This window comes from Ignavibacteriales bacterium, assembly GCA_026390575.1.
Classification (GTDB): Bacteria; Bacteroidota; Ignavibacteria; order UBA10030; family UBA10030; genus Fen-1298.
Genome location: JAPLFR010000016.1, coordinates 328,911 through 351,779, shown reverse-complemented (window position 1 = coordinate 351,779; position 22,869 = coordinate 328,911). Strand labels below are relative to the sequence as shown.

The window sequence follows — 22,869 nt, the reverse complement described above, 5'->3', positions numbered from 1 at the left end:
GCGTTGAATACTAACCTAAGAAAGAAAGGATACGCGTTATGTCATACGTACTTTACGTCGTTGGATTTGTGATCGTAATCGTTGGATTGATTTACGGTGCCGTGCTGCTGCATGTACCAACACAGTGGATTGTAGTGGGTTCTGTCGTGCTCTTAGGCATCGCGATTTTGACGGGTGTCAAGGCTACACGACAAAAAGATCGGACTGAGTAATCGTTATATACGAATAGTCTCAGCGCTGTCATCAGTTGGTAAGCGAAAGGAATACAAACTTCAAACGCTCGTGTTGTTATGAAAACTTTTCACTGGAAAAATATCTGGCTGTTATTGAAGGATTCAGCAATTGCCTGGGATGATGACAATATCGGGCAGCAAGGTGCTGCGCTATCGTTCTTTACTATATTTTCTCTGTCGCCGCTGCTCATTCTCGTGATCGTTCTCTCAAGTTTCGGGTTCGGCCAGGAGGCGGCAAGCGGCCATCTCGTTGCTCAAATTCGCGGACTGATTGGCATTGAAGGAGCGCAATTTGTTCAAAGCCTGATCACAAACGTATATAAATCTCATTCTAATGTTCTGGCAACGATTTTCAGTGTGGTCATGTTTATGCTGGGTGCATCGGCTGTGTTCGTACAACTGCGCGATTCGCTTAATACAATCTGGCATGTTCAGCTAAAACCGATAGGCACGATTCATGCGTTCCTTCGAGTCCGGCTCCTCTCTATCGCCCTGATAATAGGAATCGGTTTCCTTCTGCTGGTATCTCTTATTCTCAGCGCAGTTCTCGCAGCACTGAGCAGTTACCTGCGTGACTTCTTTGTTATCCTTGCGAACCTGGTCAGCCTTCTTAATTTTATAATATCATTTGCGGGCATCACTGTTATCTTCGCACTTATGTTCAAGTTTGTTCCGGCCGTCATTCTGAAATGGAAAGATGTATGGGTTGGAGCGGCGGTAACTTCACTATTGTTTTCTGTCGGAAAGATAGTGATCGGATTGTATCTGGGTAATGGTTCCATAGGTTCAACATTTGGTGCTGCGAGTTCGCTTGTCATCTTCATGATGTGGACGTTCTACTCTTCGCAAATAATACTCTTCGGTGCTGAATTCACTCGCTTGTATGCAACAAGATTCGGTGCGAATATTGTCCCGAGAAAGAATGCAACTCATATCGTTATACAGAGAGTGGAACCCAAGGAAACATCAGTAAGCAAAGAGTGATTGGATAGTACTTATTGAGCGAAAATTCGAAGTCTTGGAGTATGACTTCATAAGTTTGTCAAATCTTTACAATCACTGCAATCTGGACATTGTATATATCATCACAGTTGTTGAAGAATCCGTCGACACTCGATATATATGCGCTTTGAGAAACCCTCATCCATTAAATTGTGTTTAGTGAATAATCATCATACCAACAAAGAGATAGAGCTATGAACCAGACAAGATCAACCAAGGTGAAAAAGAAAGAGGATGCTGTTGAATTCTTTAATCTCATTCAGCAGCTCCATCTGAATGGTCAAGAGAAAAAGGATCTTGTTGCGTTTCTGAGGCAATTGTGATCTGATGAACTGTCTGTCCACTATACCGGACAAACCATGATAGAAAAACTTCTTCCTGTTACGCATCACGCGGAAGATACACTTCGCAGATCTATTGTAAAAGCCATAAGTTACCGAGTGATTATTTTAATTCTCGTCTTCACTGCAATTTATCTGTTTACTGGAAAAATAAAAATTGCTTTGGGTTTTATGATTGTGAGTAATATCTATACTACACTGGGTTACTTTTTCCATGAGAGAATCTGGGATAAAATAAAGTGGGGGATAATAATTGATAAATGAAGAATTATGAAACGAACCAACTCCCTCCGGCTTTTTGGAGTATCTCTGTAATAGAGTTGCTCCAAAAGATTGAAACTACAAAAGATGGTTTGACAAGTAATGAAGCTAAACAACGGCTCGCGCGCTATGGCGCTAATCTCCTGAAGCCGCCTAGGCGGTCGGATGTTTTGACGCTTCTGCTTAACCAATTTAAAAGTCCGATCATCCTCATCCTCTTCTTTGCAACAGGATTATCATTTTTTCTCCATGATTCGATAGATGCCATTATCATTCTTTCCATCATTCTCATCAGCGGTCTGCTTGGATTTTGGCAGGAGCGCGGTGCTTCGAACGCCGTGGCGAAACTACTCTCCATCGTGCAGATTAAAGCAATGGTGTTGCGTGATGGAAATTCCAAAGAAATACCAGTTGAAGACATTGTGCTTGGTGATATTGTCATCCTGAACGCCGGTGATATTGTTCCTGGCGACGGGATGATTCAGGAATCCAAGGATCTTTTCGTGGATGAAGCAATGCTCACGGGTGAAACGTTCCCTGCGGAAAAATCGGCGGCAGTCTTGCCGGTAGAGACACTATTGGCCCAGCGGACAAATGCGGTTTGGATGGGAACACACATTGTGAGCGGTAGTGCAACAGCACTGATTGTCCGTACGGGCAAGGAAACTGAATTCGGTAAAGTGTCGGAACGGCTCAAACTGAGGCCTCAGGAAACAGATTTTGAGCATGGGATCCGGCGATTCGGATATTTTCTTATGGAGATTACAATGGTGTTGGTGGTTGCCATTTTTGCCATCAATGTATATTTAGCGCGTCCGGTATTGGACTCATTTCTTTTTTCGCTTGCGCTCGCTGTTGGATTAACACCGCAGCTGCTGCCGGCAATTATAAGCATCAACCTTGCCCATGGCGCTAAACGGATGGCTGAAAAGAAAGTCATTGTCAAACGGCTCGCTTCGATTGAGAACTTCGGTAGTATGAATGTGCTTTGTGCCGATAAAACCGGTACACTGACGGAAGGAACCGTACACGTACAATCCGCCAGTGATGTGGATGGCGCCTCGAACGATAAAGTTCTTTTTCATGCGTATCTCAATGCTTTTTATGAAACGGGATTTACCAACCCGATTGACGAAGCAATCCGCACCCATCGCCAATTTGATTTGTCTGGTTATCAGAAGCAGGATGAAATCCCATATGATTTTCTTCGTAAACGTTTGAGTATTCTGGTTTCGCATGATGAAAAGCATCTGATGGTGACCAAGGGCGCGATGCTGAATGTACTCGATGTCTGTTCATCAGCGGAATCTGGAAACGGGACTATCGTCGATATCGCAACCGTGCGGGACCGAATCCAGCAGCACTTTGAGGAATTCAGTAAAAAGGGATTTCGTACGCTGGGTATTGCTTACAAAAACATGGGATCAGAATCACGCATCAGTAAAGATCACGAAACGGGTATGACCTTTTCCGGATTCCTTGTTCTTTTCGATCCTCCGAAACCCAATATCGTAGAGACGATTACTAACCTCAAGAACCTCGGTGTTGCGCTTAAGATTATCACAGGCGACAATCACCTTGTTGCGTCCAACGTGAGTCAACAGATGGGATTGTCAGATACAAAAATTCTTACGGGTCAGGACATTCATCAACTGAGCGATGCTGCGCTGCTCAACCGTGTGTCGAATGTGGATGTCTTCGCTGAAATCGAACCCAATCAAAAAGAACGAATTATCCTTGCTCTCCGAAAAGCTGGAAACGTTGTGGGGTACATGGGTGATGGTATTAATGATGCCTCCGCACTTCATTCTGCCGATGTTGGTATATCCGTTGACAGCGCAGTGGATGTTGCCAAGGATGCGGCGGATATCGTCTTGCTCGAAAAGGATCTGGGCGTCTTAGTGCAGGGTGTGCGCGAAGGAAGGGCAACTTTTTCCAACACACTCAAATATGTCTTCATGGCAACCAGCGCTAATTTTGGAAACATGTTTAGCATGGCCGGAGTATCCCTCTTTCTGCCGTTCCTTCCATTGCTCCCCAAGCAGATTCTGCTTACGAATCTCATGACGGATTTCCCGGAGATGACTATTGCAACCGACAGCGTGGATAAAGAATTGATTGACTATCCGCGGCGCTGGGATATTAAGGCAATCCGTAAATTTATGATTACATTTGGCATTGTGAGTTCTGTGTTTGATTATCTCACGTTCGGCGCCCTTTTGCTCATTCTTCATGCAACTCAGATTCAATTCAGAACCGGCTGGTTTTTAGAATCCGTTGTCTCAGCGTCTTTGATAGTGCTCGTTATTCGAAGCCGGAGACCTTCCTTCAAGAGTCGACCTGGGAAATATCTTTTTATGGCAACTCTGTCAACTGTAGTCGTAACATTGATTGTTCCTTTCACGCCATTCGCCGGGATTTTCGGATTCAGCCCGCTGCCAATACCGTTTCTTTTGTTCATCGGGCTCATCGTATTGTTCTACATTATTGCGGCGGAAATGACGAAAAAGGTTTTCTACAAAAGGGTGAAATTATAACCAGAAAAATCAAAACACTGATATTCTCGGATCAATAATGTTCATGCTGACGAGCATCGCTGCCGTTGCATTGATATATTTTCAATTCAAGTAGAAAAATGTAATGACAAAGTCTCATTTCCATTTCGATTACTTTTCCATTTTGGAAAGTAAGCAATCAATCTTCCATTTGATCAAACAGCGTTTTATTTGTAAAAAGGATTAATCACTTTCTCATCCCTTTAGTCTATTGTTTAGTTTTACAGATGTTTCTATAATTCATTGAGGTAAAGAGTGTTTCTATGGTCAACAGGTGCAGTGAATAATAGACCAATGCAGGCCTTCCATGTTCACCGCAATACATTATAAACTATAAAGGGGCTCTCATGAAATATTCCAATTTTACAGGTACAGAATGTATTATGAAACTGATTATTCGGTTGTTTCAATATTCAGTTTTCATTATTACACTCACAGCATTGACGAGCACATACACGTGCGCGCAAGTGAACATTAAACTTGGCGGCGGATTCGGGGTCATGAGTCCGGCTGCAGATTTCGGCGGCTCGACCATTGAATACTATAACGGTTCACGTTATGGACTTAGTGGCGGCCTTAACATCCATGGAAAAGCGAAGATAGGATTTTTCGGATTTAATCTCGCCGGGGAAATTGATTACTCTTCGTTAAGTAACACAGGAAATTCTGAGCCGGGACAAGGACAAGTAGATATATCGCAAAAGATTGTGTCACTGAAAATTGGTCCTGAATTTCGTCTGAGCCTGCCTGTGTTACCCGTTACTCCGTACCTCGGTTTAAATGTAGCATTGAATTCGTTCAGCGGCGAGACAACGTTTCAAGGAGTTTCGAAAGTTCCGAGCGCAACGTATAGCGTGCAAAGTGCAACGCGGTTTGGTGTAGGATTCTATGCGGGAACGGAAGTGAGCATAGGTCCTTTCCTATCACTTGATTTTAATCTCTCATACAACTTGATGAATCTCTTCGGCAAACAATGGAACGACGTAAATCCGGGAGTAAATCAGCGTATCGATTCATATCTTTCTTTAAATGACCAAAGTGATCCTCTGTACGCTGCTGGAGACGATAAACATTTCGTGTCAAATTCACGAAGTATTAGTTCGATTCTGTTTACCGTCAGCATCTTGTTCGGTTTGTAGAAGTATCAAACGATTCAATAACCCGTCAATCAACAGAGCATTCCCTACTGTTTGAAGCTGCGGGTTAATCTTGAGGCCTTTTATAAAAAAAGGGGGGGCGAAACTTTTCAGAATCGGACTTTAGTTTAGCTGGGGCCACGCCTTCGCAGCACTCCGCTTGAACGTGAATCTTCCTGGTACTATAAAGAATGGAAACGCCCGGACAAGCCGGGCATTTCCATTCTTGTAGCGGGGGCAGGATCCCGCCTTCGGCGGGACTTCACAATCAACATTCAGCTTGAACTTCTGTCTACCCAATTACTAATAAAAACAAAAAATCCCAGACAAGCTGGGAATTTTTGTTTTTTGTAGCGGGGGCAGGACTTGAACCTGCAACCTTCGGGTTATGAGCCCGACGAGCTACCAATTGCTCCACCCCGCGATCATTGTATATCTAATATACGACCATTTAAGTGCCTAGTCAAGATTCTTTTTTTGGTGAACATGCCGGAGGGTTTGCCCAGAAATTATAATGAGTGTGCGATGTAACCTTTTTCATTTACATTTTTTAAATGTCTGACTTCTGCATCCTGCTTTTCGCCGCTTCAAACATCACGAGCGCGCCCGCCACAGATGCGTTGAGCGATTCAATCTTGCCATGCATTGGAATCTTCACCAAGAAGTCGCATTTCTCTTTAACGAGCCTGCGCATGCCTTTTCCTTCATTCCCAATAACGATGGCAAGCGAGCCGCTATAGTCGTGTTCATAGTAAAGTTTATCGCTTTCCATTTCGGTTCCAACAATCCATACCCCACCTTTTTTTAGCTCATCTAATGTCTGGGCAATGTTCGTTACCCGCGCAATTGGAAGATGCGCTGTTGCACCGGCTGACGTTTTTGCAACGGTAGAATTGACCGACGCGGAGTTGTGGAGCGGAATGATAATACCATGCATGCCGGCACATTCTGCAGAACGAATGAGCGCACCAAGATTATGCGGATCTTCAATTTCGTCAAGAATGAGAATGAACGGCGGCTCGTTTTTCTGTTGAGCAGCAGCAAGAATTTCCTCAATTTCTGCGTAACGATACGAGTCAATGATTGCGATAATTCCCTGTGTCATCGTGTCGCCGGCTAATTCAGCAAAACGTATTTTATCTGTTTCTTTTACAGGAATAGCAAGTTTCCGCGCAAGCTGTTTTGCTTGATCGATATGGCTTCCCGATGTGCCATGGAGAATTAAAATTCGTTCGATTGGCTGGCGTGATTTAAGCGCTTCCAATACCGGTTGTCTGCCAACGATAAGGTTATCCATGCTGCTGCCACTTTTATAAGTCGTATGAATGGATATAGTGCTTGTTCCTCGTTCAAATATTCTTGGACGCAAACACAGTGTGCTCTATTTACACCGGTACTATTTTGAAGGTGAAACTGTTGCGAACTTCCACCAGCCGAACAACCCAATTGCAATCAGAACACATGCAATGAGCTGCGCTTCACTCAATCCTAAAATAATTCTCGGATTGGGCCGGAGAAATTCAACGGCGAATCGTTCGATCCCTGCTAACATCAAGTACATCATAAAGAGCTTTCCGGTTGGTATGGTCTTCTTCCGAATACTCCAGAGGAACCAGCACATCAACGCACAGACAATGAATTCGTACACAGGCGTTGGATGGCACGGAATATTGTTGGGAACGATGCCGCCTGTGAAGTGGCTGGTGATTTCCGGAAAATCTTTGAATGCAACAGATGGCGGATACGTTCCGTTTGAATAATCTGTTCCCCAAGGAAGCGTTGTTGGAAAACCGTAATCGCCGTCTCCGGCAAGGTGACAGCCAAGACGCCCTATGCCGTAACCGAGCATCAAACCAGGGGCAATTGCATCACAAATCGTGAAAAACGTAATTCCTTTTCTTCTTCCGTACACATAAATAGAAAATGTGGCGAGCAGAAATCCACCGTAGAAAGTCAGTCCGCCGGGATTGAATGCCGTACCGACAGGGTCGAGGACAAAAGAAGACCAATTCTCAATCAGGTAAAGAATCTTAGAGCCAGCCACTCCAGCTCCGAGTGCAATGAGTGTGATATTATTTGCAATATTCGGATCCAATTTGCGGCGTTTGAATTCGCTGACAAGGAGATAACTGCCTGCAATGAAACCGAACGCAAGCATTAATCCATAACCGTATACAGTAAATGGTCCAATATGGAAAAGTCGAGGGCACATAGTTACTCAAGGGAAAAGTTAAAAGTGATAAGTAAAAAGATAAAAGTAATAAATGAATAATAATTATGTAAGATTCACCGGGTCGCTGGAGACAATGATGAATGTATCTCGCGATTTTCGTTTAATGTCGATTTTTTCAGGTGAAATTTGCACCAAGAATTCATTAACCGTTTTGTCCTGTTTCGTAACTCTTAATTTATAGAGTCCATCAAGATTTGTATAATCACACCGTCCTTGAGCAGGCCCGGTCTGCGGCATGAGCAGCTCCGGGACGTGCAATCCCGTGATGAGCAAATTGATGTTATGTTCGGTCAGTTCATGTTCCAATAAAATCTCATACCGGAAGCTGACAAAAATTTTTGTAGTCTGTACCAGAAAAATTACAACGTTTCGCTTGGTCTTCTCGTCGTAGTGGTGAAAAATATTAAGCGTATAATCAGGATCGCGTTTTTTTTTATTTGCCATGGTCACGAAGGTATTTCGATCTTATCGAGCAAGACAGTACTCTCTACGCCAGTCTGCATGTTTTTCAGTTTGGCGATTTTCGTTTTCAACTCCTGCTCTCCAACCACGATGACATACTGCGCCTGCTGACGGTTCGCTTCCCGCATTTGGGATTTGACGCTTCTGCCCAGATAATCAACCTCAGCACAGATGCCTTGCCGCCGCAATTCACTTGCTTTTGAAAACGTCCAGATGCGCGCGGTTTCATCCAATCCAACAAAGTAGATCACTGGAGCGGATGATGAGAATTTATTTTTATTGAGTTTTGCAAGGACAATGAGCAGCCGTTCGATGCCGGCAGCGAAACCAACGCCCGGTGTTTGTTTCCCGCCAAGTTCTTCTACCAACAAATCGTATCTGCCACCGCCGGCGAGCGCGTCTTGCGAACCAAGCGCAGTGCTCGTGATTTCAAATGCTGTCTTTGTATAATAATCTAATCCGCGGACGAGCCTTCCATCAACTTCGTAAGAAAAGTTGAGTGCATCGAGAAGTGAACGGACTGATGCAAAATGCACCGCACATTCCTCGCACAAATGTTCATTCATCAGCGGCATGCCGGCAGTCAATGCCCGATCTTTCTCATCTTTGGAATCGAGCACGCGGAGCGGATTTTGTTCGACACGTATCTGACTATCGTGAGAGAGCTGTGCAAATATTTTCCGTAATTCTGTTTGCAGGAGTTGTTTGTACGCAGGCCGACACTGTTCACATCCGACTGAATTGATTTTCAGCGAATACTGATCGATGCCAAGCTGTTTGTAAATTTCAATCGGCAGTACCATCATCTCAACGTCAAGCTGCGGTGATGATGCACCGATCGCTTCCGCGCCAAACTGGTGAAATTGGCGCATTCGTCCGGCTTGCGGGCGTTCCTGCCGGAACATCGGTCCGATGTAATACACTTTTGTGAGCGGTGATTGCTCGCCAAGATTGTTTTGGAGGTATGCCCGCAGTGTCGCAGCCGTCCCTTCAGGACGAAGCGTGATGCTTTCCTCACTACGATCGAGAAATGTGTACATCTCTTTGCTGACAATATCCGTCAGTTCACCGATGCTGCGGGCGAATAATCCTGTTTGTTCAAAGGCAGGTGTGCGGATTTCTTGATAATTGAAGTTCTGCATCACGCGGCGGATAATAGATTCCACGTACTGCCATCCGGCGGTTTCATCCGGTAGAATATCTTTCGTGCCTTTAATTGTACGGAATTTCACAATACAGTCCTTCTTGCTATGTCACCGTAAGTCGATGAGCAGGACATCAGAATAAAGGGTGGAAACACGCCTAACGAGTCTATCCTTCGGAAATTGTTGCCTCTTCCTGGCGAAAAATTTCTAGAATTTCTTTTGATGTTTCTGCCTCGAGAAGACGCTTCCGGAAATCTTCCTTGTTCATGAGACGCGAGATGCGGCTTAGGAGTTTGATGTGCGGACCAACCATATTATCGCGGCCTACGAGAAGAAACACGAGACGCACCGGTTGATCGTCAAGCGATTGATAATCGATGGGCTGGGCAGTAACCGCGAATGCTGCAACAATATCGTTGACGGCATCTGTTTTACCATGGGGGATCGCGAACCCAGAACCGACGCCGGTGGACATTATTTTTTCTCGCTCAAAAATTGCCGCACGCATGCGATCCTTGTCGGCAACCTGCTTTTGAGTGCCGGCAAGTTCAATCATCGCATTGATCACTTCTTCCTTTGTGGCGCCTGGAAGATTTGTTCGCACGACCGATTCATTTAAAATATCAGTAATTTTCATCAATGTCTCCAAATTGGCAGAGCCGCGTAGGAAGCGTCGACTCGTACTTCCAAGCGGCTTTCGTATCAAAGATTACAGAATTTCTCTCAAAATACAAATGAATTTACAACGCCTATTGCTGCTCGCCGTCAATCCATTTTTTAATTTTTGATTCGTATTCATCCGCAAGCCGTTGTGCCACAGCAACATCAATAGATTCTGCATTAATGTGGAATACAGGCCTCGCGCGATCAGGATTTAATAATATCGAGGTATGCCCGCCCATGTCAGCTGGATGCAGCTTTATTCCTTCAATCAAGTCGCGAGGAATTCCTTCGGATTCCTCTGTCAGCTTGCGCATAATTCGACCTTTGACATGCCATGGGCACGAAATATTTTTTTTAACGAAATGGAGCCGCGGAGTTTCGTTGTCGAGTTCGCCGATCCGCTTTTTTGTCTTGGCGATGCATTCAAGCAGCTTTGCAATTGAGTACATTGCATCGGAGGCAAAGAGGAAATCATTGAAAATGAATCCGCCTTTTGTACCTCCGACGAACTTGCTTTGTTTATCCCCTGCAGCATCCATCAGCGCGAGGTGACTGTCCCGCGTTTTCACAACCTTCAAATTGAACTCTGCTGCTATGATATCAACTTCGCCGCTTGCGGAAATCGGTACTGCAAATTTGGACATATCTTTATCGGCAAGAGCGATAAACTTCAACATGAGAGTCAGTAAGCGATCGCTATCGATAATGGAACCATGTTCATCAATAATAAACATTTTTTCTGCGCCGGCATCTAACATACAGCCGATATCATATTTTAATGAAGTGACCACATAAGCAAGCTGATGAAGCGATGCATCGAACTCTTCTTTTGTTCGTGTGTTTTTGCGGCTGTCCAGATAGGCGTTGAGTGCTACGACCTGCACGTCTAAATTTCCAAGGATGTTTGGGAAGATTGTGGATGCGATTCCATTGGAGTAATCAATCACCATTTTGAGTTTTGAAGAACGGATTGCCTGCGTGTCCAGCGTTTCTAAGAAACGCTGGATGTAACTCTCTGTTGTGCGTTCCGGGAATGAGATAGATCCAACTTGATCGTGGTGTGCACGGCTGAAATCTTCGCCGAAGAAAAGGCGTTCTATTGATTTTGTTTTACTTGACGGCAAATCCTTGCCTTGTGCATCAAAGAAAATAATGTCTGTGCTGCTTCTATCGAATGGGGATTTGCGGACGTGAATACCGCCGCGTTCTTTCCCTGTTCGCAATTCGTGCCGGACGATAGGAATTGAAGTTGTGCGTAAATCCATACAATGAACGCCTGCCGACATGATACCGGACATAATTGCACGGTTTATCATGCGAGAGACATTATCGGCATCGCGGCTGGTTACAACTGTCGAACCTGAACCGACAAAAGCGCCGAATGCTGCTCCTAACTTGGCGCCAAACTCCGGGCTGATTTCAACATTGGAAATACCGCTGATGCGCGCGTCAGTGAACAATTCGCGCAACCATCGATCTTCCCACACTAAACTCCGTGTTACGATGGAGCCGTCTTCAATATTCTTTTCCGGCCAAATTTTAATATTTGACAGGAGTTTGCTCCGTTTGCCTACTGAGCACGAATCACCGATGAAAACATTTTCGAGAATCACGACATCGTCATTGATGACACAACTGTTTCCAACGACATCGAGCGTCAATTCAGACCGAGTGCCAATTTTGGAATTCTTCCAAATGATGGAATTTCGGATAACAACACCGGGGAGGATTTCACAGTTGTCGCCGATGATAGAATTACTAATAACCGCGCCGTTATGGATATGACAGTTTTTCCCGACAACGCTTGTTCCTGTACAATTGCGGAGTTCTGTCTCAATGATTGTACCATCTCCGAGAATGAGATTGCCCTTTCTTACTCCATCAATCTGAAGTTCCACATCGCCTCGCATTGCATCCATATGGGCGTCTTGATACTCATTCAAACTGCCAATATCCTTCCAGTATCCTTGAGCGATATAGCCGTACAATCCAAGATCACGCTCCAAGAGAAGAGGGAAAAGGTTTTTTCCGAAGTCAAATTCATGTTTTTCCGGCACGAGATCCAGAACATCCGGTTCAAGAATGTAAATTCCAGTGTTGATGGTATCGCTGAATACTTCGCCCCATGATGGTTTTTCAAGAAATCGGGTAATTTTTCCATCGGTCTTCGTTAAAACAACTCCATATTGAAGAGGATTGGAAACATGCGTCAGCAGTATTGTAGCTTTCGCTTTCTTTTCTTCGTGGAAGCGAATCGCCGCAGTTAAGTCGAAATCGGTAAGAACATCCCCGCTGATAATTAAAAATCTCTCATTTAAAAAGTCTTTTGCGTTGCGGACACTGCCTGCTGTTCCGTAATCGGCTTCTGCCTTTCGATATTGCATCTTTATGCCGAAGGCGCTACCATCACCAAAATAGCCAGTAATAGCATCCGGTTGATAGAAGAGAGTGGAAACAATATCTACAATACCATGATTTTTTAGCAATTCGACGATATGTTCCATAATGGGTTTGTTCACCATTGGAACCATCGGTTTAGGAATGCCGCTCGTGAGTGGCCGCAATCGCGTACCAAAACCCCCAGCCATGATGACAGCTTTCATTGAGAACTTCCAATTCTTGGCTATGAAAGAGACAACTAAATAATAAAAAGTTATGCAAAAAAAGATACTGCTGCAAGCATCGGTAATTTTAAACTCGAGACCAAAAGTGTTTTTTGTGATTTTATTTGAAAATGATTAATATCGATATGATTCATTGACTTTCCGGCACAAAACAGGTAAATTTAATGCAATTTGTGGGCAACTATAAAACGTTCTATACTCAATGAAATGACTGACGCCCGAAGGTTCAACTCAATTTTTTCCTTACTGCATTCTTTAACGTTTGCGGAAGAATTGATTGTGGTGGTGGGCGTCGTTTCATTTTTAGGGGGCCTTGCTCTTTCATTCGTGTTTGCGAAGATAATGCTCTTTCTGCTTTCTGGAGCATCGATTGCGTACGTGATTGTGAGAACGGGAAAACGCAGAGGGCTTACTGCGCAAGCAGAGGAAAGTAGTCATTCTCTCACAGCAGAAGAGGAGCGTGACAATCAAATGAAGAAACTTGTTTTTGATGATTATCAAGCTTCCGGTAAACAATATAAAATTGATTTTATTGATGAACCGGAATCTCCCCAACCAGAACTCCTTGAAAGAGAAAGTATGGCTCCGGAAAAAAAAGCTTCAAAATCAGAAAAATCAACAACAACAGTATTTGAATTGAACGAGTTCATCGAATCTCCAGATGGCAGCGGACAAGCCGAGGATGGACCCCGCGCAGAATTTAATACTCTCATCCAACGTGTATTAGGCGTTGTGAAAGATGTGCATTTCGCGCATACCGTTGCTCTTTTCTGGGTGAACAGAGAAAAACAGCAGTTGGTGCTTGAAAGCCATCTCTCTGACAGCGGGCAATTCATGAAAAATAGACGTCTTTCTATCGGTTCTGATTTAGTGAGTCAAATTGCTATCAGTGGAAAGCCGCAGATCGTCAATTATGTAAATGCTCTGGGACAGAGTGATATCCTGCCGTATTATGAAACAATTGAAGCGGTCAAAACATTTGTCGGTATTCCGATATTTTACAGCGGCGCATCACAGGACCCGGTTGCGGTTCTTATATTGGATTGTTTAGAGTCCGACGCTTACGGCAACGAAACAATCACTTCACTTGCTCAAATAGCGAAGTTGATATCCACTCTCACGCGCAGTTATACTTCAAAATATGATCTGTTGCTGGATTCTGAAGTCTTACGGTCGATTAATCGTATACGTGAACAATTGAGCATGGAATTTGATGCTCATTCTATAACAAGGTCGCTTGCTGAAGAAGTATCGAGACTTATTCCATGGGATTATGTTACAGTGGTTTTGTTTGATGACAACCGAAAATCGTGGATTGTCCATTATCTTCTGAACCGAATGAACGATCCGTATGTTTCACTAATGTGTGAACTGGACGCCCAGCAGAGTCTTGCTGCAGGTGTGATCCAAGCTGGTATTCCGAAAATCATAGACGACATTTCAACGGCATCGATGCCGCGGTTCTTTCAAGCAGAACGATGTGATGCGAAAGGCGCCTTGATGATTATGCCGCTCAATTCATTGAGTCGGTGCTATGGCGCGTTGGTGGTCGAAAGCAAAGACCCCAAAACGTATTCCGATGCAGATGTGAAGCTTGTTCAAAAACTTACTGAAACTTCGTCTTGGGCTCTTGAGATTCTCAGTTTGACAGATGTTATGAATAACTATGTCTCGCTTGATGAAACCACTGGAGTAGCAACACGTAAAAGCTTTATGGGGCGATTACAGGAAGAAGTGCAGCGTGCTAATGATTTCTCGAACGAATTATCGCTGGTGATGATTTCCATAGACCGGATGGATGAGCATATTACACGGTATGGAAAGGATGCATTTGATTTCATCCTGCAAAATGTGAGCCGCATGGTAAAAGTTTCCATTCGTCCATACGATGTTGTTGGCAGATTCGACTTCAATTGTTTTGTCGTTCTTCTCGTTCACACAACATCGAATGAGGCGTCGCTGTGGGCAGAGAAAATTCGCAAGAATGTTGCCAGCAACATCCTCAATATCGAGAATAAGAGTTTTTCAATCACCATCAGTGTTGGTGTTGCCGGTGCGCTGGAAGAAGCATCTGACGTTGATTTACTGGAGAATGCTGACCGTGTTCTTCGGAAAGCCATCGAAGCAGGCGGCAATATTGTAAGAGTATATTAAATAACAAATCAGTAATTCTTTTTTTGGAGATGTAAATGGCGAAAAAAACTGACTTTGCGGAAAAAGCAAAAAAAGCCGCACAGGAAAAAGGCGTGAGGTGCCCAAAATGCGGCACTATGAAAACAGCAACGCTCTATGTGCAATCGGTGCGTTCAGCCCATGGATCCTATAAATTCAACCGACAGCGGGTGCAGATTTGTAAGTGCAACGAAAAGGAGATTTTAGGATAGCAGTTCACTGCGCAATCCTCACACAGAAAATTTCGGATAAGGTTAAAGCAGACGAAACTCATACTCATTGTTCTTGATAGCGTTGGCGTTGGTGAATTACCCGATGCCGGAGTTTACGGGGACAGAGGTACGAATACGATATCACACGTTGCTCGTGACGTAGGCGGATTGCGATTACCCAACCTTGAAGCACTCGGACTTGGAAACATTACGAATATAAACGGTGTTTCAAGAAACAAGAATGCTATTGGTTGCTTCGGCAAAATGGCAGAAGCATCGGAGGGCAAAGACAGCACAACTGGACATTGGGAAATCGCTGGCATTATCACTCACAAAGCATTCCCTTTATATCCGAATGGTTTTCCGAAAAAACTGCTTGAGAAGTTTCTTCGTGTCACAGGGTGCAAAGGATATTTAGGCAACAAACCGGCATCTGGCACAGAGATCATCATAGAGTTGGGCGATGAGCATGTACGTACTGGTTACCCGATCCTCTATACTTCCGGTGATTCTGTTTTTCAAATTGCTGCACATCAGGATGTGATTCCGCTTGAGCGTCTGTATGATATTTGTCAGAAAACACGTGAACATGTTGTAGTGGATGAGCATCGTGTTGGTCGTGTCATTGCGCGTCCATTCATGGGAACCGCCGGCAACTACATACGCACACCGTATCGGAGAGATTACGCAGTTGAACCTCCAGCAGAAACTGTGTTGGATATTTTGCACGCAAGCGGCGTTTCAACAATTGGCATCGGTAAGATTGACGACTTGTTTAGCGGGCGCGGATTACAGGAAAAGACACATATAAAATCAAACGCAGAAGGCATCGAAGAAATTATTAAAACCGGAAAATCGATGCAGTCTGGATTTCTCATGGCGAACCTCGTTGATTTCGATATGCTCTATGGTCATCGCCAAGATGCAAAAGGATATGCTAAAGCGCTTGAAGAGTTTGATCTGAAGATTCCGGAAATCCAGAACTGCATAAGTGATGGTGACCTGCTTATCTTGACTGCCGATCACGGCAACGATCCGACAGATCAGAGTACAGACCATACGCGAGAATATGTTCCGGTGCTGTGTTATACAACATCCGGCAAGAAGAATGTAAATCTCGGTGTACGCAGTTCTTTTGCCGATATCGGTAAAACCGTAGCGGAGTTTTTTAACATCGCGCAAGCTCAATCGCTTTCGGGTCAAAGTTTTCTAACAGATATTTTATAAGTTCGGAAGATACTGCTGCAAACGGAAACAATATCGTGTTTGCAGAGTCTAATAAAAAGGTGAATCATGATCCTCGGGAAAGTTATTGGTACGATTTGGGCAACACGCAAAGACGAAGAGATGGTTGGAATGAAGCTTCAAATCGTCAAGCATGTAGATCTTGATTATAAGCTCAAAGATTCATTTGTTGTTGCCGTTGATACAGTGCAAGCGGGGGTCGGTGATATTGTGCTGGTGGCATCTGGGAGTTCTGCACGCCAAACGGCAGTGACAAAAAACAAGCCCGTAGACGCCGTCATCGTGGCGGTGGTTGACAAGTTAGATATTTCTGAATAATGCGAGGCGGTTGTGTTTTTTGCAAAGGTTATTGGAACTCTTTGGGCAACGCAAAAGGATGAGACTTTGAAGAGCTTCAAACTTCAGATCATTCAACCGTTGAATGCCAAGCGTGAGCATGCCGGCTCGCCGATTGTTGCAGTAGACACTGTTGGTGCCGGACAGGGCGAAACAGTTTTTTATATCACATCGCGCGAAGCGGTAATTCCATTGCCGGTAGAAATGGCGCCGGTGGATGCAAGTATTGTCGGGATTGTGGATAGAATCGATCTTCAGCAATCGTGAACTTTCCACCCACTTTTACGTGTTATATATAGGAACTATCGCTGGAACACCCGTAGTCCCGCCCAGTGCGGGACGGGAAACAAAAGTTACATTTAGGCAAAGAGTCAATGGTGAAAATAAGCAAACAATATACAAATCGTGAAAGCCAATCGTTAGATAAATATCTCCAGGAAATTGGCAAAGTCGAATTATTAGTGCCGCAGGAAGAAATTGATCTCGCCCGGCGTATCAAAAAAGGCGATCAAAAGGCGCTGGAGAAATTGACAAAGGCAAATCTTCGCTTCGTGGTCAGCGTAGCAAAGCAATACCAGAACCAGGGTTTGTCACTCGGCGACTTGATCAACGAAGGCAATCTTGGTCTCATAAAAGCTGCAAAGCGTTTTGATGAAACACGCGGATTCAAATTTATTTCGTATGCCGTTTGGTGGATTCGTCAATCCATACTTCAAGCACTCGCGGAACAGTCGCGTATTGTGCGCCTGCCGCTCAATCGTGTTGGCGCATTGAATAAAATTGGTAAAGCGTTCAGTACGCTGGAACAGGAATTTGAGCGCGAACCGAGTGCGAGTGAATTGGCGGAAGAATTAGATATGTCGCTCTTTGAAGTTTCCGACACGCTTAAAATTTCCGGCCGGCATTTATCGATGGATGCACCGTTTGCGCAAGGTGAAGATAATCGTTTGCTCGATGTTATTCAGGATAATAGACAGCCGACTCCAGATTCCGGTCTGTTAGAAGAATCGTTGAAGAATGAAGTAAAGCGTGCACTGGCAACGCTGAGTGAACGCGAAGCACAAGTGATCAAACTTTATTTCGGCCTCGATTCTGAGCATTCGCTCACACTGGAAGAGATCGGGGAAAAATTTAACCTCACGCGCGAACGGGTTCGGCAGATTAAGGAAAAAGCAATTCGCCGTTTGCGGCATGCGTCGCGAAGCAAAGCATTACGCGCATATCTTGGATAATCGAAAAAACGTATTGGAACACAAACGACATTTTGATTCAAACTCTTAGCAAGCCCCATCTGTACGGGGCTTCGTCGTAACGAAAGCATTTTCCCTATCGACTGCAAACATTCAATATTGTTATTGATGGGAACTGCCATCGCAGTCTTCGTGCTTGAAGGGTGCGGCGCATCGTCCCCGCGATTTGGCAGCAAAGAGAGAAAATCTACGCGAACGGAAACAGGATCGACTCATGGTGCGCGTTTCGCGTCGAAGGAAGCGGAAGAGGAAACCAAAGAGAATGATAAAAAGCCGAATGCAAAAGAAGTAGAACGCGTGACGAGCGGCACACGTGATTTTCGGAAAGAAAAAAACGAAGCACTGAAACCGCTCGATCAAAGCAAGATGATGCGGGAGATTTCAAAATTTATGGGTGTACCGTACGTGCATGGCGGCGCCGGAGCAGATGGCATGGATTGTTCAGGCTACACGATGACGGTGTACAAGAACGCCATCGGCAAACAGCTTCCACGCTCAAGCGTGGAACAATCGAAGCTCGGCAAGGCGGTTGAATTGAGCGATTTGAAGTTTGGTGATTTGATCTTTTTCAACACCACGGGGGAGAACGCATCACACGTTGGTATTTATTTGGGGGACGATCTCTTTGCGCATGCGAGTGTCTCCTTCGGAGTAACAATTTCTTCGCTGCAGAGTTCATACTTTGCCAAACGGTTCGAGACAGCACGGCGGATTGTTAGTGATTAGAGGCCGTAGGATACAGAATGCAGACGACAGAATGAAAATATAAAAGTAGAGTTATTTAAAATCTATTAAAATGGATCAGGATTAACGAAGGTTTAAGTGTATGTCTATTCTTCCAATTTATCTTTTCGGAACAGAAATTCTAAAGAAAAAAGCCAACCGTGTAGACTCACTGGATGATTCAACCGTCAAACTTATTTACGATATGTTTGAGACGATGCACGAGGCCAACGGCCTCGGTCTTGCCGCAACGCAGGTGGGTGATCTTCGGCGTGTGATTACTATCGATATTTCAGATGTCACCGAGCCAAATGCTGAGGGTGAAACGGAGGATACGATGCATCCAACGTCGCCCGATCTTCCTAAAACACTCGCATTGATTAATCCGGAAATTCTGAGCGAAGATGGCACGTGGGTGATGGAAGAAGGGTGCCTGAGTCTCCCGAATCTGCGTGGTGAAGTAGAACGTGCAGAAAAAGTACATGTTCGTTTTCATGATGCAGAATTCAAAGAACAAGAACTTCTTGCCGATGGATTACTGGCACGCGTCCTTCTTCATGAACTGGACCATCTGAATGGAGTACTGTTCGTCGATCGTGTCAGTAAAACAAAACGAAGTATGCTGCTGCCAAAGTTGAGAAAGATTCGAAAAGGGGAAATCGAAGTGGATTATCCGGTGGTGACGGCAGAGGAGGAATAGCCGTATGCGAATCCTTTTTATGGGCACGCCGGAATTTGCTGTCCCAAGTCTTCGCATTCTTCTGGATCATTCCTATGAAGTTGCTGGCGTGGTGACCGCGCCCGACAAGCCGCGAGGGCGCGGTCAGCACGTGTCTTCTACGCCGATTAAAGAGTTCGCACTCCAGCATCATCTCACAATACTTCAGCCTGGAAATCTCAAAGATTTAGAATTCGTTTCGGATATCCAGCAATTCGCACCCGACCTCGTCGTTGTCGTAGCGTTTAGAATTTTGCCGCGAGAAGTATACACAATTCCAAAACTCGGTACTTTTAATCTTCATGCATCACTCCTTCCGAAATACCGCGGTGCAGCGCCCATCAACTGGGCGATTATGAACGGCGAAAAGGAATCTGGAGTGAGCACATTTTTTCTCCAGGATAAAGTGGATACAGGTTCTATTCTTCTCCAGGCCCGCGCAAAAATTGGCGAGGATGAGACCGCCGGAGAACTCCATGACACACTTTCTGAAGTTGGTGCCGAAGTAGTCCTTCAAACCGTCCGGTTGATCGAACTTGGTAAGGCACAGCCGCGTTTGCAGAATGATGCACTTGCATGTGCAGCACCAAAGATCTTCAAAAACGACTGCCGCATTGATTGGAAGAAATCATCTCAGCAGGTTCATAATTTTATCAGAGGACTTTCACCAAGTCCAGCTTCCTGGACAATGCACAACGATAAAACTCTCAAACTGTACTCTACAAAGATTTCGGAAGCACAATCTCAAGCAGCAGGAATTGTTCTCCAGCGAACGAATGACACACTGCTTGTAGGAACCGGCAATGGAACGGTTTCTATTCTCGAAATTCAACAAGAAGGGAAACGCCGTCTCGGCATCGAAGAATTTCTCCGTGGTTATAAGATTGAAGCGGGCGAAGTGTTCGAATAATTATTCCCTGCCGCTGACGGTGCTGAAATATAATTATTCTTGAGATTTGGACAAGAACACGCGTTTCTTGTTAGACTTGTTCATATACATAATAGATTTCTCTAAAAGTAAGAACGTGATCGACTTTTCGCCTGAATCTCTTGTAACTCAAAATAATTCTCGTATATTGACACAGACAGTTATTGAAAACTGTCTCGGAAAAAAGAATGGACAAGCAAACGATTCTTCATCTCATCGAACAAGTTCTCAACGAGACCAATGCCTACACGTGCACGAAAGATGGCATTTGTACAGACAATCTTTGCGTCATCCATAATAAAGATGGTGTAAAGAATATCGTCAAGAGCGGCGCAGATCGAATCTCTACAGGTGTTGGATTGGAACAGGATGCATTCGATCCCGGCCTTGCGCGGATGATTGATCATACACTGCTTAAACCGGATGCGACACAAAAGGAAATTGAAAAACTCTGCGCAGAGGCAAAACAGTACGGATTTGCAAGCGTGTGCATTAATCCATCACATGTGAAACTGTGCGCAAGACTTTTGCGCGATACGGATGTGAAAGTATGCACGGTGATTGGTTTTCCATTAGGAGCGACATCGAGCGCAGCAAAAGCATTTGAGACTGATCGCGCAATCAAAGACGGCGCGCGTGAAGTGGATATGGTGATCAATGTCGGGATGCTGAAGTCCGGCGAGTATGGGTATGTAGAAGAGGATATTCTTTCAGTCGTCAGTGCGGCGCATAGCTTTGGAGTGCTTACGAAAGTGATTATTGAAACCGGACTGTTGACCGACGAGGAAAAAGTGAAAGCGTGCATGCTGGCAAAACATGCCGGAGCAGACTTTGTAAAGACATCGACAGGTTTTGTAAAAGGCGGGGCGACTGCTGGCGACATCGCATTGATGAGGAAAGTTGTTGGACCGGAGTTAGGAGTCAAAGCGTCCGGCGGAGTGCGGTCGCAGGAAGATGCACTTGCGCTTATTGCAAGCGGTGCTGATCGCATCGGTGCGAGTGCAAGTGTTAAGATTGTCATCGGGGAGAAGGTCACCTCACTATCCTCCTAATAGAAAGCAGCATGTGGTGAATCAACGTTTTCTCATGTTCATATTATTTTTTGTCGGTGCAGCGCTGACGCTCATTGGCTGTGTCCCGTCTGAAGAAACCGGTGCAGGCCACCGGGCGAAAAGCCCAGTACAGATTTTCGGTCCTATCGATACGACACATCGTGTGGTGCATCGTGCAATGAGTCAAGATACTACTTCCAAACTGAAGGTTGATTCCGTGAAAATTGCACTAGCAAAGAAACCGCGCATTGCTCCAAAATTCAGATCGCGGCAAGATACTGTACGTGCATCCGTTGTCACGAAATCAAAATCATATTCACATCCGCTGATCAAAATTGTACGTCCGGAACATCCGATCTACACGGTACAGGTCGGTGCTTTTGGTCAGGTATCGAATGCCTTACGTGCACAAAAGAAAGCTAAAGAACATTTTGCAAACCAGCCGGTATTTAGTACGTTTATCAAGCGTGCAAAATTGTACCGCGTCAGTATCGGCAGGTACGAAAATCGGAACGATGCATTTGCCCTCTGCGATTCCTTAAAGCAGCAATATCCTCATGAGTACAAGCTATGCTGGATCAACTTTATCCCATAAAAACTCATACACAGTTAATTGCCGGAATTATTTTATTGATGGCGTTCATGACCGGGTGTACTGCGTCGAAGCCGTTTCAAGTGGAAGAGAAACCGAAAATCGAAAAGCCGAAGGAAAAAAAACTTCTACTTTCTGAATATGAAGCAACACTCAACCCTGTTGAATTCGACCGGGAGATTGAAATTGTGCAGAAGGTGCGGAGTTCGGAACAGAAACAGCAGAACCCTTTGGAAATTCCGAAAGACAGTATGATTGTTCAAGAAGAAGTTGTGCAAGGATACCGCATTCAGATATTTTCGTCATCCAACGTGGATGAAACTATCTTGATGAAGAATCTTGCCGTCGAAAAATTTGTAGGTGATTCGATTTATGTTGTGTACGATGCGCCGGTGTATAAAGTGCGTATTGGAGATTTTATTAATCGATACGAAGCCAACCAGCGGCTGCCGGAGTTTGTTGAAAAGGGATACCGCGATGCGTGGATTGTACCGGATAGAATTGTTCAGCGGACGTTGGTACGTGTTTCAATTTCGAAGTGACCGCATTGCAATTTTAAAACATAGCAAAGTTCAAGATACTTACTTAACTCCCCGATCTATTCTTTCATCTTTTTCACTTTGTTACTATCCAGATCATTCTTTCGAAGGCGGTGAAATGTGTATTTGATCCGTCTATTTTCTCGTTTTTCTCAATAATTTTTTTTCGTACCTGGGTTTCCCCATTTTTTTAGGAAAATCTTGCTCCAGAAGAGATTCGTGGAGTAAGAATGTGAGAACTTTTTTGCCCTGTAGTGTGTTAGGAAGAATAATTGATTTTATATCAAAATTATATAAAATGAATTCACACTGCTTTTAACCGGACATCGAAGTGCCAGAGATGTTCACACAACAAGAATAGAGATCGGTCGATATATGAATAATGTTCTTCTTGTCAAGTGTTTTTTTACCCTTAAAAAGTGATTTTTTTTCTCTTCAATTTTAACT

24 protein-coding genes and 1 tRNA gene are annotated in these 22,869 nt (G+C 44.5%); 18 read left to right on the top strand and 7 right to left on the bottom strand.

Features of this window, described 5'->3' with window-relative positions:
- Nucleotides 1-38 precede the first annotated feature (38 nt).
- From NTX44_14445 to NTX44_14420, 6 genes are all read left to right on the top strand, one after another.
- A complete protein-coding gene (locus NTX44_14445) occupies nt 39-212 on the top strand; it encodes a hypothetical protein (GenBank protein MCX6122807.1) in 174 nt (57 codons plus the stop codon).
- Between the two features lie 78 nt (nt 213-290).
- Complete coding sequence (locus NTX44_14440) at nt 291-1,217, top strand: YihY/virulence factor BrkB family protein (protein ID MCX6122806.1); 927 nt, start codon at nt 291-293, stop codon at nt 1,215-1,217.
- A 212-nt stretch (nt 1,218-1,429) separates the two neighbouring features.
- On the top strand, nt 1,430-1,558 hold the full coding sequence (locus NTX44_14435) for a hypothetical protein (GenBank protein MCX6122805.1): 129 nt from the start codon (nt 1,430-1,432) through the stop codon (nt 1,556-1,558).
- A 36-nt stretch (nt 1,559-1,594) separates the two neighbouring features.
- Entirely contained in the window at nt 1,595-1,840 is a 246-nt protein-coding gene (locus NTX44_14430; GenBank protein MCX6122804.1) for a DUF2061 domain-containing protein, read from the top strand.
- Nucleotides 1,837-4,374, top strand: a complete 2,538-nt coding sequence (gene mgtA, locus NTX44_14425; protein MCX6122803.1) for a magnesium-translocating P-type ATPase — start codon at nt 1,837-1,839, stop codon at nt 4,372-4,374. Before NTX44_14430 ends, mgtA begins: the two co-directional genes overlap by 4 nt.
- Before the next feature lie 365 nt (nt 4,375-4,739).
- Complete coding sequence (locus NTX44_14420; GenBank protein ID MCX6122802.1) at nt 4,740-5,531, top strand: outer membrane beta-barrel protein; 792 nt, start codon at nt 4,740-4,742, stop codon at nt 5,529-5,531.
- A gap of 348 nt (nt 5,532-5,879) precedes the next feature.
- On the opposite strand, the gene NTX44_14415 is transcribed toward NTX44_14420, so the two are convergent.
- From NTX44_14415 to NTX44_14385, 7 genes are all read right to left on the bottom strand, one after another.
- A tRNA-Met gene (locus NTX44_14415) sits at nt 5,880-5,952 on the bottom strand.
- A 126-nt stretch (nt 5,953-6,078) separates the two neighbouring features.
- Entirely contained in the window at nt 6,079-6,825 is a 747-nt protein-coding gene (rlmB, locus tag NTX44_14410; GenBank protein MCX6122801.1) for a 23S rRNA (guanosine(2251)-2'-O)-methyltransferase RlmB, read from the bottom strand.
- A 99-nt stretch (nt 6,826-6,924) separates the two neighbouring features.
- The gene (locus NTX44_14405; protein ID MCX6122800.1) at nt 6,925-7,740 is read right to left on the bottom strand and encodes a prolipoprotein diacylglyceryl transferase; all 816 of its coding nucleotides are present in this window, start codon (nt 7,738-7,740) and stop codon (nt 6,925-6,927) included.
- Between the two features lie 63 nt (nt 7,741-7,803).
- On the bottom strand, nt 7,804-8,205 hold the full coding sequence (locus NTX44_14400; protein ID MCX6122799.1) for a hypothetical protein: 402 nt from the start codon (nt 8,203-8,205) through the stop codon (nt 7,804-7,806).
- Nucleotides 8,206-8,207: 2 nt separating this feature from the next.
- Nucleotides 8,208-9,455 (bottom strand): histidine--tRNA ligase, encoded by a 1,248-nt coding sequence (hisS, locus tag NTX44_14395; GenBank protein ID MCX6122798.1) that lies wholly within the window; start codon nt 9,453-9,455, stop codon nt 8,208-8,210.
- 79 nt (nt 9,456-9,534) lie between these two features.
- Complete coding sequence (locus tag NTX44_14390; protein ID MCX6122797.1) at nt 9,535-10,005, bottom strand: PTS sugar transporter subunit IIA; 471 nt, start codon at nt 10,003-10,005, stop codon at nt 9,535-9,537.
- A gap of 112 nt (nt 10,006-10,117) precedes the next feature.
- A complete protein-coding gene (locus NTX44_14385) occupies nt 10,118-12,634 on the bottom strand; it encodes a sugar phosphate nucleotidyltransferase (GenBank protein MCX6122796.1) in 2,517 nt (838 codons plus the stop codon).
- Between the two features lie 363 nt (nt 12,635-12,997).
- On the opposite strand from NTX44_14385, the gene NTX44_14380 reads away from it, so the two are divergent.
- The 12 genes from NTX44_14380 to NTX44_14325 all read left to right on the top strand — a co-directional run bounded on the left by NTX44_14380 (nt 12,998) and on the right by NTX44_14325 (nt 22,425).
- The gene (locus NTX44_14380; protein ID MCX6122795.1) at nt 12,998-14,809 is read left to right on the top strand and encodes a diguanylate cyclase; all 1,812 of its coding nucleotides are present in this window, start codon (nt 12,998-13,000) and stop codon (nt 14,807-14,809) included.
- A 35-nt stretch (nt 14,810-14,844) separates the two neighbouring features.
- Nucleotides 14,845-15,039 (top strand): hypothetical protein, encoded by a 195-nt coding sequence (locus NTX44_14375; protein MCX6122794.1) that lies wholly within the window; start codon nt 14,845-14,847, stop codon nt 15,037-15,039.
- 60 nt (nt 15,040-15,099) lie between these two features.
- The gene (locus tag NTX44_14370; GenBank protein ID MCX6122793.1) at nt 15,100-16,266 is read left to right on the top strand and encodes a phosphopentomutase; all 1,167 of its coding nucleotides are present in this window, start codon (nt 15,100-15,102) and stop codon (nt 16,264-16,266) included.
- Nucleotides 16,267-16,332: 66 nt separating this feature from the next.
- On the top strand, nt 16,333-16,602 hold the full coding sequence (locus tag NTX44_14365) for a EutN/CcmL family microcompartment protein (protein MCX6122792.1): 270 nt from the start codon (nt 16,333-16,335) through the stop codon (nt 16,600-16,602).
- A 12-nt stretch (nt 16,603-16,614) separates the two neighbouring features.
- Nucleotides 16,615-16,887 carry a EutN/CcmL family microcompartment protein gene (locus NTX44_14360; GenBank protein MCX6122791.1) on the top strand — a complete coding sequence of 91 codons (273 nt, stop codon included), beginning with the start codon at nt 16,615-16,617 and terminating at the stop codon, nt 16,885-16,887.
- Nucleotides 16,888-16,994: 107 nt separating this feature from the next.
- Complete coding sequence (locus tag NTX44_14355; GenBank protein MCX6122790.1) at nt 16,995-17,852, top strand: sigma-70 family RNA polymerase sigma factor; 858 nt, start codon at nt 16,995-16,997, stop codon at nt 17,850-17,852.
- A 126-nt stretch (nt 17,853-17,978) separates the two neighbouring features.
- Nucleotides 17,979-18,596 (top strand): NlpC/P60 family protein, encoded by a 618-nt coding sequence (locus NTX44_14350; protein MCX6122789.1) that lies wholly within the window; start codon nt 17,979-17,981, stop codon nt 18,594-18,596.
- A gap of 100 nt (nt 18,597-18,696) precedes the next feature.
- The gene (locus NTX44_14345) at nt 18,697-19,293 is read left to right on the top strand and encodes a peptide deformylase (protein ID MCX6122788.1); all 597 of its coding nucleotides are present in this window, start codon (nt 18,697-18,699) and stop codon (nt 19,291-19,293) included.
- A 4-nt stretch (nt 19,294-19,297) separates the two neighbouring features.
- Nucleotides 19,298-20,221 (top strand): methionyl-tRNA formyltransferase, encoded by a 924-nt coding sequence (fmt, locus tag NTX44_14340; protein ID MCX6122787.1) that lies wholly within the window; start codon nt 19,298-19,300, stop codon nt 20,219-20,221.
- 206 nt (nt 20,222-20,427) lie between these two features.
- Nucleotides 20,428-21,291 (top strand): deoxyribose-phosphate aldolase, encoded by an 864-nt coding sequence (gene deoC / locus NTX44_14335; GenBank protein MCX6122786.1) that lies wholly within the window; start codon nt 20,428-20,430, stop codon nt 21,289-21,291.
- Between the two features lie 16 nt (nt 21,292-21,307).
- Complete coding sequence (locus tag NTX44_14330; GenBank protein MCX6122785.1) at nt 21,308-21,886, top strand: SPOR domain-containing protein; 579 nt, start codon at nt 21,308-21,310, stop codon at nt 21,884-21,886.
- Entirely contained in the window at nt 21,862-22,425 is a 564-nt protein-coding gene (locus NTX44_14325) for an SPOR domain-containing protein (protein MCX6122784.1), read from the top strand. Before NTX44_14330 ends, NTX44_14325 begins: the two co-directional genes overlap by 25 nt.
- The last annotated feature ends 444 nt before the right edge of the window (nt 22,426-22,869 follow it).